Origin of the sequence: Larkinella sp., assembly GCF_965227735.1 — a bacterium.
Classification (GTDB): domain Bacteria; phylum Bacteroidota; class Bacteroidia; order Cytophagales; family Spirosomataceae; genus Larkinella.
Genome location: NZ_OZ245776.1, coordinates 5,885,484 through 5,903,759 on the forward strand (window position 1 = coordinate 5,885,484; position 18,276 = coordinate 5,903,759).

An 18,276-nucleotide genomic window follows, 5' to 3' on the forward strand; every position below is an offset into this window, starting at 1 on the left:
TTGGATGGTTGAGGATGGTTTTACGGTTCATTTTCAACCATTCACCTCACCAACCCGATCAGCAATTAAGTAATCTCCGGTTTTGTTGGTCGATTGCCTTACCAGCATTTCCCCCAAAAAACCGGCCAAAAATAACTGAACGCCGAGGATAATGGCCACCAAAGCCAGAAAAAACAGCGGATTGTCGGTCACATTGCGGTATTTCAGGCGATTGGCAATGTTATATAACTTTTCGCTGATGAGGTAAATCGTAATGATGGTCCCGATAAAAAAGGACAGGGTTCCGAAGCTGCCAAACAGGTGCATCGGCCGACGGCTGAATTTATGCACAAAGGCGATAACGAGCAAGTCCAGAAAACCGTTGATGAACCGGTTGAGACCGAATTTTGTCGTCCCGTATTTACGCGCCTGATGCTGCACGACCTTTTCGCCAATCTTGTGAAAACCGTTCCATTTGGCCACAATCGGCAAATTTCGGTGCATTTCACCGTATAGGTTCATCGACTTCACCACCGCCCGGCGGTAGGCTTTGATGCCGGAATTGAAATCATGCAGGTGTACGCCCGACACCCAGCGAGAGACAGCGTTGAAGAACTTCGTCGGGATGGTTTTGGTCAGCGGGTCGTAACGTTTCTGTTTCCAGCCCGACACCAGGTCGTAGCCATCGACGGTGATCATGCGGTACAATTCCGGGATTTCGTCGGGACTGTCCTGCAAATCCGCATCCAGCGTAATGATAACCTGTCCGGTTGTTGCCTGAAAACCGGTCTGGAGCGCGGCTGTTTTGCCATAATTCCGCGTAAACCGGATGCCCCGCACCTGCGGGTTCCGGTCGGCAAGCCGGGTGATGACTTCCCACGAACGGTCGGTGCTGCCATCGTCGACAAACAAAATTTCGTACGTATATCCCTGTTCCGTCATCACCCGCACAATCCAGTCGTGCAGTTCGGGCAACGACTCTTCTTCGTTGTATAGCGGGATAACGATGGAAAGTTGGCGTTTGTCAGTCATAAAAATTCGGGCTAAACACGGCCGAAATGAAGCGCAGTCGGGAAACGTTTCCGCAACTTCGCGAGGACCCGTGTTCAGGATCGGTTCTCCAAAGGTCGTAAGGATTTTAGAAATTCAGATAAAAAGGTTGTAATAACTGACGGAATGATTCCGTATAGAGCTTCCCATCCGGGTTGAAAATGGACAATTGATCGGTTTTCGGCGGCCCAAAACGGTCGAAAACAAAACCGGTGATGGTTCTGAAAACCGGTTTTGAGTCATTGTGCCGTACTTCGAGTTGTTGATACGGCTTCAAACCGGCTTTTTCGGCAATCACAATCAGCCGTTGCATTTCGAAAGGGGGCAGCAAAACCCAGAATTGTCCCTCCGGTTTCAATAGACGGACGACGCTGGCCAGCAGTTCTTCAAACGGTAGTTCGTCGTTGTGCAACGCCCGGTTGACGGCCTGATCGGGAGATCGCAGGTGGTTGGTATAAAACGGCGGATTGCAAAGAATGCGGTCATACGGCTCGGACGAAAACGTTTGAATCCGGCTTTGAATTACCCGAATCCGGTTCGAAAAGGCGCTATCGTTCACATTATCAGTTGCCTGCTCAAAAGCTGCCGGGTCCACCTCCACCGCATCGATCCGGGCCTCAGGATTTCGCTGAGCCGCCATGAGCGCCAGCAAACCCGTCCCCGTTCCGATGTCCAGCAACCGCCCTCCGGTTCCTAGTTCCGCAACCGCCCCCAGTACGCACGAATCCGTGCAAACCTTCATGGCCGCCCGGTCTTGGTGAATGGTGAATTGTTTGAAGCGAAACAAAGGGAGTTAAGAGTTTAGGACTTTCGCTTTTTGCCCCTAAATCCCCTAAAGGGGACTTGGACGCAGCTTAATCCAGATCCAATAAGTCCCCTTTAGGGGATTTAGGGGCAAAAAGCGAACGTATAAAGAATTATCAGACGTAAATTATAAAGTTAAGGATGAAGAGTTTTCGAAGAGCCTGCCAACTCTTCATTCTTAACCTAAAGGGCGGCCCCGTCATAACTCTTAACTACTTCCGGCCAAAGTCGGCGGGGTTTTCGCCCCAGTATTCGGTTTCCCATTTCAGGATTTTGTTCAGGAAGGTGTTGGTTTTCAGCCAGTTTTCGGCCCGGTCGATCAGCTCGAACAGGTGGGCATTGCGGGGTGTTTCTTCCAGTTTGGTGTTGGCTTTCTTTTTCAGAACCCAACTAATGGCCGTCCTTGAATCGGAATAAATGGGCAGATTGCTGTCGCGCTGTTTCAACCAGGCCAGGGCGTGAACGATGGCCAGAAATTCGCCGATGTTGTTGGTACCGTCATGGTGAGGCCCCTGGTGGAAGAGGAGTTGTTTCGTGGTGGCATGAACGCCCTGGTATTCCATATCGCCCGTGGCGGTGTTCCAGGCGGCATCCACGGCAATGCTGTCGGCGATGGGTTTACCAACAAACAGCTTCTGGCTTTTGCCATCCGTTCCGGGTCCTTTGCCCTGTAAATGCAGATGCGGTTTTTCGCCCAGCGCTTTATCAGCCACTGTGCGGCTTTCAAACGATTTGTAAAGTGCGCCGGGAAAATTCTGAATCTGCTCCTGACAGCCTTCCCAGGTATCGTAAACTCCTTTTTGCCGCCCTTTCCAGACGACGTAATATTTGGGCGATTTCGCCATTGTCCGTTTGTTCAAGAAAGCCGCAAAGATACACATTGGAAAGGATGTGTGTCCGTTGCATTGGTAAAAACGAAAGTTATAACAAACTAATGCCTTGATTGTTAGGTATAAAGCAGAGCGATTTGGGCAACAGGTGAGGCCGTACAGTAAAAAATATTTTTTTTTTTGCCACTTCGACGCAACTAAAATTGTCTCCTATTCGTAGGTAACTCAATTTTGTAGATTCATTAACCCACATCGTTCGTAACTATAAATGATCCTGGTACTTTACGCACTCCTTGTTCTGGCAGCACTTTACATCATCCTGCTGCTGGTAATTGTATTAAACACCCAAAAAGTCTGCGAGTGTAATCACTGCCATACGGCCATGCACCTGGAACGAACGAACAGGCCCTTCTACGTTCGCCGGCTTTATGATTATCTTCCGCTCAAATATTTTCATTGCCGGCGTTGTCACCGTACGTTTTATCTGAACAAGAATACGCCCGATTCGGAGCCGGAAAGCATGAAAGATTCGGCTCCCAAACCGAAAGCTTCCTACACGTAGGGACATACGCGTGTCGTGAACATCAATCTCCTGGTGCTGATCGCGTAATAAACGTACAGAAAAGCCTAGTTGTGCAGCGTTGGATTTTCTTCCATCTGCCCCCGAATCAGGCGCAGTTTTCGGTTTAAATCCCTCAGTTCCCCCTGATACTTCCGATACGTGGCCGGATCGCTGCTTTTGAGGGTGTCGTTGTGGCTGTAATGCACCAATAAGGCATTCCGGCGGGCGCTCAGCCGCTGGTAGAGTTCGCTGGTAGGATTCATTGATCTGTTGTTTTTAGGAATACCATGAAGGATCTGCCGCGCACCCTTCATAAACTATAACGTTCGTTTTACTGCATAATACGTACCGCTTATCAAAAAATACTATCGCTTATCACAAGGAATACAAAATAAATAGCATTTACATTCAAAAAGCCGCCCCATTTTGGGGCGGCTTTTTGAAAATCACAAGGAAATCGTGGTAAGTTACAATCGCTCGATTTTGGCTCCAATCGCGTTGAGTCGGCCGTCGATGTTTTGATACCCCCGGTCGATTTGCTCGATGTTATCGATAATGCTTTCGCCTTTGGCCGAAAGAGCGGCAATGAGCAGGGCGACGCCCGCGCGGATGTCGGGTGACGACATCCGGATGCCTTTCAGTTGCTGCTGGCGGTTCAGACCAATGACCGTGGCCCGGTGCGGATCGCAGAGAATCATCTGGGCACCCATTTCAATCAGTTTGTCGACAAAAAACAAGCGGCTTTCGAACATCTTCTGGTGCACGAGCAGCGTTCCCTGCGCCTGAATGGCCGTGACGAGCACAATGCTGAGCAAATCCGGCGTGAAACCGGGCCAGGGTGCATCCGAAACCGTCATCATCCCACCATCCAGAAAACTCTCGATCTGGTAGTGTTCCTGCGCCGGCACGAAAATATCATCACCCCGAAATTCCATCTTGATCCCCAGCCGTTTGAAGACATCCGGAATGATGCCCAGTTGCGGAATCTGGCAGTTTTTGATCGTTATTTCCGACTGCGTCATGGCGGCCAGACCAATGAAAGACCCAATTTCGATCATGTCGGGCAACATGGTATGGTCGGTTCCGCCCAGTTTGTCGACGCCCTCGATGGTGAGCAGGTTTGACGAAATACCGCTGATTTTGGCCCCCATGCGGTTCAGCATCGCGCACAGTTGCTGCAAATACGGTTCGCAGGCGGCATTGTAAATCGTCGTGGTGCCTTCGGCCAGCACGGCGGCCATCACCACATTGGCGGTTCCGGTAACGGAGGCTTCGTCCAGCAGCATGTAAGTGCCCTTCAAATGGCTGGCATCGACATGGAACATGCCGCTTTCGTCGGAGTCGAAATTGAATTTGGCCCCCAGTTTTTCAAAACCCAGAAAGTGCGTATCCAGCCGCCGACGACCGATTTTGTCGCCACCGGGGCGCGGAATCCGTCCGGTCTTGAAACGGCCCAGCATAGGACCCAGCAGCATGACCGAACCCCGCAATGCCGAAGCTTTTTCGCGGTAGTCGGCCGTGTCCAGGATCGAAATATCGACCTGATCGGCCTGAAAGCGATAGGAAGAAGTCGATAACTGCTTGACCTGAACGCCCAGATCGCCCAGAAGTTCGATCAATTTGTTGACGTCACGGATGTCAGGAATATTATGAATGGTAACCGGCTGATCTGTCAGCAAAACCGCACACAGAATCTGGAGCGCTTCGTTTTTAGCGCCCTGCGGACTGATTTCGCCTTTCAAATGTTGATCACCGGCAATTCGGAAAGAAGCCATACTGTAAATTATGAATTATGGATTATGAATGATGAATCGAAATGCGCCAGGCAATCGCCTGGGCGACCCGGTCATCGTTCATCGTTCATAATTCATAATTGGTTCTAAATGTTTAACGTCTTTTGCGGTTGTTAGGATTGTTGCCACCTCTGAAACGGTCGTTCCGGTGTCCGCCATCGCGGTTATCACGGCCGCCGGTGCCACCATCCCGGTGGCCACGCTGTCCCTGATTGGGGTAGAAATTCGGGTTGTTCTGGCGGTTTCCTGAGGTTTCGTTTCGGTTGTAGGGTTGTCCCGATCCTTCGTTCCGGCCGTGCGAAGGCCCGCTGGGTGTCCGGCGGGGCGGTTGATCTCCCGTTCGTTCGCGCGGGGTGGCATCGACAAAACCGTTGGTTCGGATCGACATGATGTCGGCGTGGAGTTTGCCGTTCGCCATCTCGTCGAGGTTGGTCAGAATTGTCTCATCTTCCACAGCCTCCTTGTTCCAGGTCGAATAAAACGTCTTCATCAACTTGGCCATATACGAAACAAAGGCCAGGCGCTCTTCAGAATCTTCCAGCGAAATGGCTTTGGCAATCAGGAGGTTAATGTTTTGCCCATAGTGCTTGTAACGCAAACCGTGGGTATTATACGGAACGGGCTGCGGCTTTTTCCCCAGGACATCCGCCGTCGGGGGCGGGTAAGGGCTGTCCACATCGAGCCTGAAGCCCGACATGATGTAGAGGTCGTCCCACAATTTATTATAGTAGTCCTGATTATCCCGCATGTTGGGATGGATCTGCCGCATCAGTTCTACCAGGATGTGCGCGTAGCGGGTGCGCTTTTCGCGGTCTTCGATAGTCTGTAGATGTTCGACTAATTTTTGGATGTTGCTGCCGTACTCTTTCAATCGATTGGGGCGTCTATGGTATGTTTAGACAAAAGTAACAAAAAAAGTCTTGCACCATCATTAATCCTTTCGTGAGCGTCGACGACCGGAACAAGCGTCGAAAAGTTGCTGTTGGAAAAGCATGAAGCAGTGGTACCAGATGTATAAACCGGAACTTGCCGACACCATTCGGCTGAGCATTCCGATTGTGATTGCCCAGTTGGGGGTGGTATTGATGGGCGTTACCGACGACTTGTTTGTTGGGCGGCTGTTGGGAGCCATTCCGTTGGCGGGGGCGGGTTTGTCGGTCTCGCTGTCTTTTCTGGTATCGAGCATTGGCGTCGGCGGTCTGTCGGTGGTGGCTGCGCTGGTGTCGCAGGCTCGCGGGCGCAACGATGCCGCCGAGATCAACCGGTTGTTCCGGGCGGGTTTGTGGGTGGCTCTCTGGCTGGGTTTGGCACTGGGGCTGGTTGGGGTCGGTGTGGCCTACTTTTATGATCAGTTTGGACAGACGCCGGAGGTCACCGAAATTGGCCGGACTTTCCTGCTCATTCTCAGTCTGTCGAACATTCCGCTGTTTCTGTTTATTGCCGCCCGGCAGTTGTGCGACGGTCTTTCGCATCCGCGAATTGCCCTGATCATCACCTTGCTGGCTCTCATTCTGAATGCGTTGCTCAATTATGTTCTAATCAAGGGCGTCGGCCCTTTTCCGGCACTGGGCGTTCAGGGCTCGGCGCTGGGAACACTGCTTTCACGCAGCTTCATGGCAGCCGCGATCATTCTCTACATTCGGCGAAACAGCCTGTTTCAGGCTTACTTCCTGCCTTCGTTTCAAACGCTGCGGGTGAGCAGGCACATTCGTCAGATTCTGCAACTGGGCCTGCCGGGTGGTTTTACGTTTTTCTTTGAAGTGGCGACGTTTTCGCTGGCGGCCATGATGGCAGGCTGGCTCGGAACCGACCAACTGGCCGCGCACCAGATTGCCATCAACATGGCATCGATCACCTATATGATGGCCACCGGGATTTCGGCTGCGGGTTCCATTCGGATTAGCCGTGCGCTGGGTCGCTCCAACCTGACCGCCGTGCGACGGGCCGGGGTAGCGGCTTTGTGGCTGGTTTTGGTGTTCATGGGTCTACCGGCGGTGGTTTTTCTGACCGCTAACGACTGGCTGGTGAGCTGGTATATCCGGGACCATGCCGAGGTGGCCGCCATCGCGGCTTCGCTGGTCATCATGGCCGGTTTTTTCCAACTGTCCGACGGCATTCAGGTGGTTGGAATCGGCATGTTGCGCGGTTTGTCGGACGTCAACACGCCCACCATCATCAGTTTGTTTGCTTACTGGATCATCGGCTTGCCCCTGAGTTATGTGCTGGGATTCTGGTTTAACCTGGGCGCGATCGGGATCTGGATCGGTTTGCTGGCCGGTTTGACGATGGCGGCCATTCTGTTCCCCATCCGGTTTTTCCGACTGGTTCGGCAGATCAAACCGGATGCAGTCGAAAAAACCGTTTAGAACTCTTTACTAAATTGACATGAAACCTCTGCTATCCACCGCCGTTCCACGAACGGAACGTCTGCTGAACGCCCTGACCTTGCTGTTGCTGGTCGGGCAGATTGTTCTGATTATCGGCTATTATGCGCAACTGCCCGAAACCATCCCGGTTCATTTTGGTCTGGCCGGAAAACCGGATCGCTGGGGTAGTCGAGGGCAACTGTTTATTGTGCCGGGGCTGTCGGCGTTTATTTTTCTTTTATTCTGGAGCTTCCGTTCCATCCCGACCGATTTTTACAACATGCCCTTTCCGATAACAGACGAAAACCGGGATCGTCAACTGCGGAATGCGCATGAAATGCTAGCCATGCTGTCACTGGCATTCATGACCTTCATGATTTGGACGCTCTGGAACTGGTTGCTGGCGGCATCGAATACCAATCCCATTCATACGAAAGGGATTCCAGTCGTTCTTTTTGTACTGACGTTGATCGGTATTTCTATTTTTTATGCCATCCGGGTCTACCGCTGGAAATGACTGGAAAATGATCAGGCTGCGTCTTTGGTGCTCCGAATCAGACTAATCCCGGAAAAGAAGAAAATGCCGCCCATGATGAGGTAAATCCAGGACGCCCGGGCGACGCCCCCGCTGGTCAGATCCATGCCGCCGTAGATCAGGCCGATCAGTCCGGCCAATGTTAGTATAATTCCGAAAATACTTTTTACGCTCATGGTTGTTCAAGTGAGTGGTTTGTAGGCTATAAACTATTTTTGGTGAAAATTGTCTGCTGCGGAAAGGGGATCTTTTTTCGGGCCTGATGAACTGCGGTCGGCCTTTTGTTTTTTTTCAACACATTCGTTCCTAATTTCGCCGGTTCCCTGACCGGTTTTCGCCTTGTATGTTTAAAATTCCCGCCCCTACCTTTTCATCCCTCGTGCAATCGTTCGAAGGAGAACTCTACCACGACCAATCTCCCGAACACGAAGCCATGCGCCTGCTCTATGCCACGGATGCGTCGGTGTATCAGGAAAAACCGCTGGCCGTTGCCCTTCCCAAAACGCCGGAAGACATCAAGCGGCTGGTGCGGTTTGCCCGCCAAAACCAGACGTCACTGATTCCGAGAGCCGCCGGAACGTCGCTGGCCGGGCAGGTAGTCGGTGGGGGCATCGTGGCCGATTGTTCCAAATATTTTTCGAACATACTGGAAATCAATTCCGAAGAAGGTTGGGTTCGGGTTCAGCCGGGGGTGATCCGTGACGATCTGAATGCGGTTTTAAAACCGCACGGCCTGATGTTTGGCCCGGAAACCTCAACCGCCAGCCGGGCGATGGTGGGCGGAATGATCGGCAACAACTCCTGCGGGCTGCACTCGATTGTCTGGGGCAGCACGCGCCACCACCTGCTGGAAGTGAAAGCGATCCTGAGCGATGGTGCCGAAGTGACCTTCCGGAGCTTGAGCCGCGAGGAATTTGATGGCAAATGCCGGGGTGTCGGGGTCGTGAGTCCGCTCGAACAGCGGTTGTATCAGCAGGTTCGCGATCTGCTCAGTGGATCACAAAATCAGAAACAGATTCGGGCCGGTTTTCCTAAACCGACGATTACGCGCCGGAATACGGGCTATGCGCTCGATGAATTACTGCCGTTTTTTGAACCCTTGTCGGACAACGCTGGTCGGGATTTCGCTGGGGATGCTGGTCGAGATTTGCAATCTCGACCCTCTCTGTCGCGGATTTATAATCCGCAGTCCGTTCACGTAAATTTGGATGAGAATTTACATCTTGGTTCAGATAAAACTGCGGATTACAAATCCGCGACAGAAGGGGTCGAGATTGCAAATCTCGACCAGCATCCCCCCCAAAGGCCCGACCAGTGGTTCAATTTCTGCAAACTCATTGCGGGCTCGGAAGGAACGCTCTGTTTTATTACGGAAGCCAAACTGAACCTGCTGCCGCTACCGCCGAAAAAAAGTGCGCTGGTTTGCGCCCATTTTGTCACCATCCGGCAGTCGCTGGAAGCCAATCTGGTGGCCCTGGAACACCGCTGCTCGGCTTCCGAACTGGTCGACGATTACATTCTGCAACTGACCAAAGGCAATATTGAGCAGGCCAAAAACCGGGATTTCGTCGAGGGCGACCCCAAAGCGGTGTTGATGGTCGAGTTTTTTGAAGACACCGTTGACGCCGTCACCGAAAGAGCCAATCGACTCATTGCTGCGCTGAAGGAAAAGGGGTTAGGCTACGCGTTCCCGGTTTTGTTCGACCAGGAAGCCGTGAAAGCCTGGAACCTGCGGAAGGCCGGGTTGAGCATTATGTACAACATTCCGGGCGACGATAAACCGGCGAACGTCATCGAAGACTGCGCCGTGGATGTCCGCGATTTGCCCGACTACATTGACGAGCTGGACCGAATGGCCGCCGAAAAGCACGGCCTGACGCTCGAATATTCGGCCCACGCCGGGGCGGGCGAACTCCACGTATTGCCACTGATCAACCTGAAGTCGAACGAAGGCCGGTTACAGTTTCGCGCCTTGCTGGCCGATACGGCGGAGTTAGTAAAAAAATACGGCGGTTCGCTGTCGGGCGAACACGGCGACGGGCGCTTGCGGGGGGAGTTTATTCCGTACATGATTGGCGACGCTAACTTTCGGTTGGTGCAGGACATCAAGCGGATGTGGGACCCGCAGCGCATTTTTAATCCGGGGAAAATCGTGGATACCCCGCCGATGAACGAGTTTTTGCGGTATCAGCCTGATCAGAAACCGCTTCCGATCGACACCATTTTTGATTTTTCGGCGGAAGACGGTATTCTCAATCTAGCGGAAAAATGTAGTGGATCAGGCGATTGTCGAAAAACCGCCGTTACGGGTGGAACGATGTGTCCCAGCTACATGGCAACCCGACGGGAGCGCGATACGACCCGGGCGCGGGCCAATATTCTCCGCCAGTTTCTGACCAACTCCGACAAAGCCAATCAGTTCGATCACGAGGAAATCAAGGAAGTGATGGATTTGTGTTTGTCCTGCAAAGGGTGCAAATCCGAATGCCCGTCGAGTGTCGACATCAGCCGGATGAAAGCGGAGTTTTTGCAGCATTATTACGACGCCAACGGAACGCCGATGCGCTCCCGGCTGATTGGTAATTTTACGAAACTGATGTCGCTGGCGAGTCTGGCTCCCTGGGCTTACAACGCGATTTACGACACGCCCGCGCTTCGGCGGGTGGCCAACCGGATGGCCGGTTTTCACCCGGATCGAACCATGCCGGAACTGGCGGGAACAACCTTGAAGAACTGGTGGAAAAACCGGGCGGTTACGGCGCATAAAAACCACCGAACCGTCTACCTCTTTTGCGATGAATTTACGAATTACAACGACGTGGAAGTCGGCCGGAAAACTATACAGTTGCTTGAACGGCTGGGCTATGACGTGATCATTCCCGACCATCTGGAAAGCGGACGGACGTATCTGTCGAAAGGACTGGTGCGGGATGCGCAGAAGATTGCCATCGAAAACGTAAACCGCTTGAAGGACCTGATTTCCGCTGAAACTCCCTTGATTGGTGTTGAACCGTCGGCTATTCTGGGATTCCGGGACGAATACGCGGATCTGATGCCGCCGGAATTGAAAGCAGCCGCCCAGCATCTGGCCAAGCATTCGTTGCTGGTCGATGAGTTTATTGCACTGGAAATGGACCGGGGCAACATTATTAAAACCGCCTTTACGTCCGAAAAACGACTGATCAAATTGCACGGCCACTGCCACCAGAAAGCCCTGGCGTCGCAGGTGCCGACGAAGAAAATGCTGTCATTTCCCGAAAACTACGAAGTGCAACTGATTCCTTCCGGTTGTTGCGGGATGGCGGGGTCGTTTGGCTACGAAAAAGAGCATTACGCGCTGTCGATGCAGGTAGGTGAACTGGTGTTGTTTCCGACGGTCCGTGAGCAACCTGCGGAAGTGTTGATTGCCGCGCCCGGAACCAGTTGCCGCCATCAAATCAAAGATGGAACAGGACGTCTGGCCAAACATCCGGCGGAAATCCTGTTCGATGCCCTCAACTAGAAACCAGAATCAGGTACTCTTATTCTACACAGTTGTACTGGTACGTTTGCCGGTAGTGCCGGTCGGCAGGAAAGGTGTCGGTCGGAACCGCCAGGCGGGAAAGTTGGATGGCCTGCAGCGGGTTGAAATTTCCGTCATAATTGGTCGTAAACTGACTGGATTCCTGTAATGTAATCGCTCCGTTGGTGTCTCTGGTTTTTCGGGTAAAGCCCTTGCAGTCATAACGTTGCAAGTATCGTGCAATGTCAGCTTCGGCGGGGTTGGTCAGGGCCAGCAGCGCCAGTACAATGGCTTGCCCCGAGTCGTAAAAGGGAGAATGATTGTCGGCGCTTTGCTCAAAAGTTACTTCTTCTTCGGTTCGGGAACCATCCTTATACCCATTCTGAACCGATTGTGAAACCAGATCTACAGTATTATGGGCAATGGTATCGTACGAAAACTGAAATGTTCGGCTGGCAATAAAGGAATTGGTCGGCAACGTCACCCGCGTCTCAACCAGGCGGATTAAACGGACCGTACGATCGACGGAATCGTAAAAAAGTGAAAACACGGATTGCTCTTTGTTGTTGACCACATACGACGCTTTTTCGACCCGTTCGAGGGCATTGTAATCGAGACTCAGTACGATCGAACGGTCTTCAGTGTAGGCGGACGCAATTTTTCCGCCCAGGTAGTCAAATCGAAACGAGATGGAACGGTTGGGAGTCGTACTGGTATACGACCTGAGCTGGCCATTGTTATAGGCAAAGGTCTGCCTGCCCATTTCCTGCTGGTTATCATCTCTTTGCTGGTAGCGAACCATTTCAGTAACCAGACAAACCGTGTCGGCAGGAGTGGGATTTTTGAGCGTACAAGCAACCAGCATGAGGGCTATTCCTCCGTAGCCAAACCATTTTTTCATATGTAAAGATGCCCGGAACAACAACTGAACCGCCAAAATACGAACTATTTGTCAAAATGTCGTAGTTTCGATAGACGGGATGCCAAACGATATCATGACCCTGACCCAGCAACGACACCAGCTTATTGAAAAATTACGGACCATTGATCAGCCGGAAGCGGTCCGGAAATATTTCGGATTGCTCAAGGAATTGATCGAAATGGTCAACTTACCCAATGGCGATGCCCGGCTGGCGTTTGTCGTCGACCGGGATCGGAAAGGCCTTTCGGCGCACATCAACTTTTTTCTGGCCCTGCGCTTGTTCCGCCCGCGTCAGGGCGAAATCGAGTACTGGCTTACGGTAAAGAAAGGCTGCCGCGAACGGATCGAGTCGATCGCGGTCGTGGATGTGGTGCCCTTGTCGGAGAAGTCGGATTATATCTCCATCGTGATCGGGCAATCGTCGGATCATTTGCTGAACCATCCCGTGTTGCGGAGTTGCTGGGAAGATTGCCTGATGGAACTGCTGGTGACGACCAAACGCGGCCCGCATACGGCCACGCACAACCCGTTTATCTACCAGGCGGCTGACGATGAGGCCATTCGGGGTGAAATCATGACGGCTCTGCTTCGGCCCGACCGGTCGACGGATGACTGGGATCGGGTGGAGGAAGAACCGGAAGTGTATGAAAAAACCGTTGCGGCCCGGCCCGCTATTCCGCCGAATTTTATTCTTTTCGGCCCGCCCGGCACCGGAAAGTCGTACGAAGCCCGGCAACTGAGCCAGGCCTTTGCCAGTGAGTGGGTGACGTTTCATCCGTCGTTTGGATACGAAGAGTTTCTGGAGGGAATCCGGCCCGAAACCCGTGGCGGGCAGATCAGTTATAACGTAGCCAAAGGGATTTTCTACAAGTCGTGCCTGGCTGCTTTGCAGAAAGCCGGGTATGCCACGATGGCCGATTGTCTGAGCGATTCGGCCGAAAACCGGCAACGAAAACTGGCGCAGGCGGATGCGCAGGTGCTGGTTATCGACGAAATCAACCGGGCTAACATTTCCCGGGTTTTTGGTGAACTGATCACGCTGATCGAGCCGGACAAACGGCTGGGAGCCGCCCACGAAGTTGAACTGACGTTGCCCTACTCGCAGGAGCGGTTTGGGGTACCGGCCAACCTGTATATTGTGGCCACGATGAATACCGCCGATCGCTCCATTGCCTTGTTAGACATTGCCTTGCGTCGCCGGTTCCATTTCCGGGAGATTTTGCCCGACCCCACGCTGCTTACTGTGGTCGATGGGGTTGATCTGGGCGAAGTATTACGAATAGTTAATGAACGAATTGAATACCTCTACGACCGCGATCACCTGATTGGTCATGCGTATCTGATGAACATTCAGTCACATGCCGAACTGTGCGATGCATTCAGTGACCGGATTATTCCGTTGTTGCAGGAATATTTTTACAATGACTGGCGGAAGATTCAGTTCGTTCTGGGCGATAATCCGGCCTGGGGGAAAGCTCCCGATCAGAAATTGATCTGGGTAAAAAAGCAGTACCGACCGGCTTTAACCAAAGAGATTTTTGGGGAAGAACCGGATGACCTGACCGAAGTAGTCACGTTTGAAATCAATCCGCATCTGCTCCGGCGAAATTATGATCAGGTGCCGAAAGAAGCCTTTATCTCTATTTATCAAAAATAATGGCGTATTAGTGGACGAAAGTTCACGTTTTTGTGTTACAGTTTTCTGTTCACCACAAAAAAGTAGAATTTAATTCTGCGGGTCCGTCAAAAATTATGAAAGCTCTCGTCCTAACTGAGTACAAACACTTTGAATTACAAGACCTTCCCCGCCCCAAACCCGGCCCATCCGATGTGTTGGTGAAGGTTCAGGCCGTCGGGATTTGCGGCAGCGACGTCCACGGCATGGACGGCAGCAGCGGCCGGCGGATTCCACCCATCGTGATGGGGCACGAAGCCGCCGGGATTGTGGTGGAAACCGGGGAAAATGTAAAAAACTGGCACATTGGTGACCGGGTAACCTTCGATTCCACCGTTTATGCGTTAGACGACTGGTTCAGCCGGAAAGGCATGTATAACCTCAGCGATGGTCGCGAAGTCCTTGGCGTTTCGACCCCGGATTTCCGTCGGCAGGGGGCTTTTGCGGAGTTTATCGTGGTGCCGCAGCACATCCTCTACCAGATTCCCGACAACGTCAGCTACACGCAGGCGGCTTTGGTGGAACCGGTGGCGGTGGCGTTGCACGCCCTGAGTCTGACGCCTGTTCAGGTGAATGATACGGCGGTGGTCGTGGGTTCGGGCATGATTGGCCTGTTCATCATTCAGGCGTTGAAACTGGCGGGTTGTGGTTCCATCATCGCTGTCGATCTGGACGATGACCGGCTGGCGCTGGCGCTGAAACTGGGCGCAACCGTCGGTCTCAATGCCCGTGAGAAAGACATTACGGCGGAGGTTCAGGCCTTGACCCACGGACGCGGGGCCGATGTGTCGTTTGAAGTCGTTGGCATTGCCCCCGCTGTAAAAACCGCCATCGACTGTGTTCGGAAAGGCGCTACGGTGACGCTGGTGGGAAATCTGTCGAAATCGGTGGAAGTGTCGTTGCAGGCCATCGTGACCCGTCAGTTGCGGTTGCAGGGTTCCTGCGCCATCAATGGCGAATACGAAGCCGCTCTGGCGCTGATTTCGTCCGGTAAAATCGACGTCGAAGCCATTCTGAGCGCGGAAGTCCCCCTGACCGAAGGAGCCAGTTGGTTTCAGCGGTTGTATGAAAAAGAAAAAGGATTGATCAAGGTGGTGTTGAAGCCCTAACCAACCTGCTCCCAGGTCGATAATTTCGATATTCGTTATTTGGTGTTCGATATTCGATATTCAACATTCAGTGTTCGATATTCAAGTCAGGCCAATGAAAGGACTGTGTCTAAGTATTGAATAACGAATATCGAATAACCAACACTGAATAACGAATAATCAGTAAGGATAAACTCCCCGGTTCAGGGGGCAGCCTCGTAACGGAGCGAATACATCGAAGCTCCGTCGTGCGCGTAATCGATCACCAGATCAGTATCGCTGAGCAGCAGAATGTGGAGTTCGGAAATCGCGACACAACTCATACCGGCACAATACGGGCCGTTACTTCCGGTTTTGACCACTTTCAGAATGGACTTTTGCCGGGTTAGTTCCGTTGGAGAGCAGCAAAGATTGGTCTGGGTTTCGTACTTGACGGTCCCATCGGCCACAAACTCAACCACTTCCGGTGGGGTCAACGTACGCCAGTCTTTCCCGTTTTTTCCTATTTCCACCGCTTTCCATCGTTTATAGAGTTTATCGGAGGGCGAAACGTAGTTGTTCGACTGGTCGCAAGCCAGAAAAATCAATGCGGTGAACAGAACGTAAAGAGCGGTTTTCATCGGGTGAAAGCGAAAGAAGGATAACGTCTGATGAGATTAGTTGGCCGGTTTGTATTTCATGACATATTGACCTGCCGGGTAGGAGGGGCCAAAGACACTTTCAACGATCAATTCGTTCGCCGTTAGCGCAACCAGTTTCAATTTCGACGGAGATGCGCAATCGACATACTCACAGCCGGGGCCTCCGTACAGTTCGGTAACCTTCAGCGTCTGTTGGTTGCGTTCAACCCGGACCGGCGAACAGCAGGGCGGTTTAGTGGTATGATATAAAATACCGCCATCGCTGCGAAACTCGATTTTCCACTCATACGAGACTGGTTTCCAGTTTTCCGTACCACTTTTTGTCTCCACCAACTCCCATTTCCGGTAGAGTCCATCCGAAGGGGATGCTTCCCGTTTTGATCGGTCACAGGAAGTGGAAAGGGTTAAAATCAGCGCAAATAAAATCAGTAGTTTCATGACTTTTCTACATTTGTAAAGAGGAGCCATTTGGCAAACCAATCGTTGGATTGCATCCTCTAATTAATTTAATCCTTTTCATGCCCCGAATCCTGAACATCGCCCTGATCGGCCCCGGCAAAGTAGCTCATAACCACGCCCGGGCTACTTTAGAAACCCCTGATACCAAACTCGTTGCCATCTATGGCCGGAATCATACCAAAGCGGACGAATTTGCCAATCAATACGGCATCACGGCGTATTCCGACATTTACGACATGGTTGATCGCGAGAATGTCGACATCTGCATCGTTTGCACCCCGCACCCCGCCCACCGTGTCGTCACTGTGGCGGCTCTGGAAGCCGGGGCGAATGTGCTGGTCGAAAAACCGCTGGCGTCGTCGCTGGCCGATTGTGACGCCATGATCAACGCGGCCCGGAACGCCAACCGGCAACTCGCCGTGGTGAGCCAACGGCGGTTTTATGAACCCTGTATGCGGATGCACCAGGCGATTGCCGACGGAAAAATCGGGAAACCGGTATTGGGTATGGCGCAGTTGTTCGGATGGCGAAGCGAAGAATACTACCGTAGTGACCCCTGGCGCGGTTCGTGGGAACACGAAGGCGGGGGTGTTCTGGTCAATCAGGCTCCCCACCAACTGGATTTGCTGCTGTGGTACATGGGCGAAATGGAGGAAGTCTACGGGGTCTGGGCAAACCTCAACCACCCCGACATTGAAGTTGACGACACGGCCGTGGCCATTGTTCGTTTCAAAAACGGCGGAATTGGCAACGTGATCGTCAGCAATTCTCAAAAACCGGGACTCTACGGGAAAGTCCATATTCACGGCCAGAACGGCGCGTCGATTGGCGTTCAGACGGATGGCGGGTCGATGTTCATCGCGGGCATGACAGGCATTCAGGACGCACCCTACAACGATGTGTGGTCGGTGGTGGGCGAGGAAGATCAGCGGCTGGTCTGGAAAGCGGAGGATGATGCGGTTTTCAACAGCGTCGACTCGTCCAGCCATTATTTCTCGCGGCAACTGGCGGATTTTGCTCAGGCCATACGCGACGGTCGCCAGCCGCTGGTGACGGGCGAAGAAGGGCGAAAAGTAGTCGCTTTGTTCGAGGCCATTTACGAATCGACCCGCACCCGACAGCCCGTTCGATTGGGTTCCTGAGCGGCTTTCAACAAAATCCGATGCGTATACGTTCTGAAAATAACGCATCGGATTATGAAAAAACTGGCACAACTTGTTTACCTGAGCGGCTTCCTGGTGTTGGCGGATGGTTGCCGAAAACCGCCCTCGGAGGGGTCAAAAACCGCAGAAACCGCCGATATTTCGACGATGGACGCGGGTAGCAAACGGCGGCAGGGCATCGATTTTACGGCGCAGGGCACCACGCCGACCTGGACGCTGGACATCGATTTTACCAAAACCATTCGCTTTCAGACCCAGAATGGCCCGCTGCTCACAGCCGCCGTCCCCAAGTCACAACGCGATCCGCGCGGCAATGGCATTCTGTTCGATGCCCCGCTGATTGCCGATGCGACCGGGTCAACCAGCCGATCCAGCAGCCGTTCGGCAGCAGCCAACCGGCGCGAGGGGCGGCTGAAGGTGGTCATCAGTCCGGTGGTGTGCCGCGATACCCGTTCCGGACAGACCTACGCCTATGGCGTGACGATTGAAACAAACGGCCAGCGCTACAGCGGTTGCGGAACGTTTCTCAACGGCGCGACCCGGCTGAACAGCCAGTGGGTGCTGGAAACCTACCGCGGGCAGCGGCTTCACGCCGAACAGTTTGTAAACCGGCAAATTCCGACGCTCGACATCAACCTGAAAGAGAATCGCTTGCAGGGGTTTACCGGTTGCAATACCCTGAACGGACAGGTGAAAGCGGATGGCGATAACGTCCGGTTCGAGGCCCTTTCCACCACGCGCCGGGCCTGTCCTTACAACTTCGAAAGCGGTTTTCTGACGGCGTTGCAAAGCGTTACCCTCTACCGCATCAGCAACAATCGCCTGACCTTGCTGGCTGACGGAAAGTATGTCATGTCGTTTCGAAAAATGGTGAAAAAAGAAGGAAGTACCACGCGGTAAATTAAGG

Annotated in this window: 18 protein-coding genes; 8 read left to right on the top strand and 10 right to left on the bottom strand. The window is 52.8% G+C overall.

Features of this window, described 5'->3' with window-relative positions:
* Positions 1–33 precede the first annotated feature (33 nt).
* The 3 genes from ACO064_RS23015 to ACO064_RS23025 all read right to left on the bottom strand — a co-directional run bounded on the left by ACO064_RS23015 (position 34) and on the right by ACO064_RS23025 (position 2,678).
* The gene (locus ACO064_RS23015) at positions 34–1,011 is read right to left on the bottom strand and encodes a glycosyltransferase family 2 protein (RefSeq protein ID WP_421829557.1); all 978 of its coding nucleotides are present in this window, start codon (positions 1,009–1,011) and stop codon (positions 34–36) included.
* A 106-nt stretch (positions 1,012–1,117) separates the two neighbouring features.
* Positions 1,118–1,816, bottom strand: a complete 699-nt coding sequence (locus ACO064_RS23020) for a tRNA1(Val) (adenine(37)-N6)-methyltransferase (protein WP_421829558.1) — start codon at positions 1,814–1,816, stop codon at positions 1,118–1,120.
* 229 nt (positions 1,817–2,045) lie between these two features.
* A complete protein-coding gene (locus tag ACO064_RS23025) occupies positions 2,046–2,678 on the bottom strand; it encodes a viroplasmin family protein (protein WP_421829559.1) in 633 nt (210 codons plus the stop codon).
* 253 nt (positions 2,679–2,931) lie between these two features.
* Between ACO064_RS23025 and ACO064_RS23030 the strand changes: the two genes are divergently transcribed.
* Positions 2,932–3,225: a hypothetical protein gene (locus tag ACO064_RS23030; RefSeq protein WP_421829560.1), complete on the top strand. Its 294-nt coding sequence runs from the start codon at positions 2,932–2,934 to the stop codon at positions 3,223–3,225.
* A gap of 65 nt (positions 3,226–3,290) precedes the next feature.
* Here the strand turns inward: ACO064_RS23030 and ACO064_RS23035 are convergent, their stop codons facing one another.
* The 3 genes from ACO064_RS23035 to ACO064_RS23045 all read right to left on the bottom strand — a co-directional run bounded on the left by ACO064_RS23035 (position 3,291) and on the right by ACO064_RS23045 (position 5,889).
* On the bottom strand, positions 3,291–3,488 hold the full coding sequence (locus ACO064_RS23035) for a hypothetical protein (RefSeq protein ID WP_421829562.1): 198 nt from the start codon (positions 3,486–3,488) through the stop codon (positions 3,291–3,293).
* A gap of 204 nt (positions 3,489–3,692) precedes the next feature.
* Positions 3,693–5,000: a UDP-N-acetylglucosamine 1-carboxyvinyltransferase gene (gene murA / locus ACO064_RS23040; protein WP_421829563.1), complete on the bottom strand. Its 1,308-nt coding sequence runs from the start codon at positions 4,998–5,000 to the stop codon at positions 3,693–3,695.
* A gap of 112 nt (positions 5,001–5,112) precedes the next feature.
* Positions 5,113–5,889 carry a DUF4290 domain-containing protein gene (locus ACO064_RS23045; protein ID WP_421829564.1) on the bottom strand — a complete coding sequence of 259 codons (777 nt, stop codon included), beginning with the start codon at positions 5,887–5,889 and terminating at the stop codon, positions 5,113–5,115.
* Positions 5,890–6,010: 121 nt separating this feature from the next.
* Between ACO064_RS23045 and ACO064_RS23050 the strand changes: the two genes are divergently transcribed.
* Both ACO064_RS23050 and ACO064_RS23055 read left to right on the top strand, forming a co-directional pair.
* Positions 6,011–7,384 carry an MATE family efflux transporter gene (locus ACO064_RS23050; RefSeq protein WP_421829565.1) on the top strand — a complete coding sequence of 458 codons (1,374 nt, stop codon included), beginning with the start codon at positions 6,011–6,013 and terminating at the stop codon, positions 7,382–7,384.
* 19 nt (positions 7,385–7,403) lie between these two features.
* Complete coding sequence (locus ACO064_RS23055; protein ID WP_421829566.1) at positions 7,404–7,901, top strand: DUF1648 domain-containing protein; 498 nt, start codon at positions 7,404–7,406, stop codon at positions 7,899–7,901.
* 11 nt (positions 7,902–7,912) lie between these two features.
* Here ACO064_RS23055 and ACO064_RS23060 read toward each other — a convergent pair whose 3' ends face one another.
* Positions 7,913–8,095, bottom strand: a complete 183-nt coding sequence (locus ACO064_RS23060) for a hypothetical protein (protein ID WP_114409380.1) — start codon at positions 8,093–8,095, stop codon at positions 7,913–7,915.
* Between the two features lie 167 nt (positions 8,096–8,262).
* Between ACO064_RS23060 and ACO064_RS23065 the strand changes: the two genes are divergently transcribed.
* A complete protein-coding gene (locus ACO064_RS23065) occupies positions 8,263–11,421 on the top strand; it encodes an FAD-binding and (Fe-S)-binding domain-containing protein (RefSeq protein WP_421829567.1) in 3,159 nt (1,052 codons plus the stop codon).
* Positions 11,422–11,440: 19 nt separating this feature from the next.
* Here the strand turns inward: ACO064_RS23065 and ACO064_RS23070 are convergent, their stop codons facing one another.
* Entirely contained in the window at positions 11,441–12,322 is an 882-nt protein-coding gene (locus ACO064_RS23070) for a hypothetical protein (protein ID WP_421829568.1), read from the bottom strand.
* A gap of 79 nt (positions 12,323–12,401) precedes the next feature.
* On the opposite strand from ACO064_RS23070, the gene ACO064_RS23075 reads away from it, so the two are divergent.
* Together ACO064_RS23075 and ACO064_RS23080 are read left to right on the top strand one after the other, a co-directional pair.
* Positions 12,402–14,000, top strand: a complete 1,599-nt coding sequence (locus ACO064_RS23075; RefSeq protein ID WP_421829569.1) for an McrB family protein — start codon at positions 12,402–12,404, stop codon at positions 13,998–14,000.
* Between the two features lie 95 nt (positions 14,001–14,095).
* Complete coding sequence (locus ACO064_RS23080) at positions 14,096–15,127, top strand: galactitol-1-phosphate 5-dehydrogenase (RefSeq protein WP_421829570.1); 1,032 nt, start codon at positions 14,096–14,098, stop codon at positions 15,125–15,127.
* A gap of 182 nt (positions 15,128–15,309) precedes the next feature.
* Here ACO064_RS23080 and ACO064_RS23085 read toward each other — a convergent pair whose 3' ends face one another.
* Both ACO064_RS23085 and ACO064_RS23090 read right to left on the bottom strand, forming a co-directional pair.
* On the bottom strand, positions 15,310–15,726 hold the full coding sequence (locus ACO064_RS23085) for a hypothetical protein (protein WP_421829571.1): 417 nt from the start codon (positions 15,724–15,726) through the stop codon (positions 15,310–15,312).
* A gap of 36 nt (positions 15,727–15,762) precedes the next feature.
* On the bottom strand, positions 15,763–16,185 hold the full coding sequence (locus tag ACO064_RS23090; RefSeq protein ID WP_421829572.1) for a hypothetical protein: 423 nt from the start codon (positions 16,183–16,185) through the stop codon (positions 15,763–15,765).
* Between the two features lie 80 nt (positions 16,186–16,265).
* Here ACO064_RS23090 and ACO064_RS23095 point away from each other — a divergent pair, with 80 nt between their 5' ends.
* A complete protein-coding gene (locus ACO064_RS23095; RefSeq protein WP_421829573.1) occupies positions 16,266–17,348 on the top strand; it encodes a Gfo/Idh/MocA family protein in 1,083 nt (360 codons plus the stop codon).
* Positions 17,349–17,402: 54 nt separating this feature from the next.
* Positions 17,403–18,269 carry an META domain-containing protein gene (locus ACO064_RS23100; protein WP_421829575.1) on the top strand — a complete coding sequence of 289 codons (867 nt, stop codon included), beginning with the start codon at positions 17,403–17,405 and terminating at the stop codon, positions 18,267–18,269.
* Positions 18,270–18,276 lie beyond the last annotated feature (7 nt).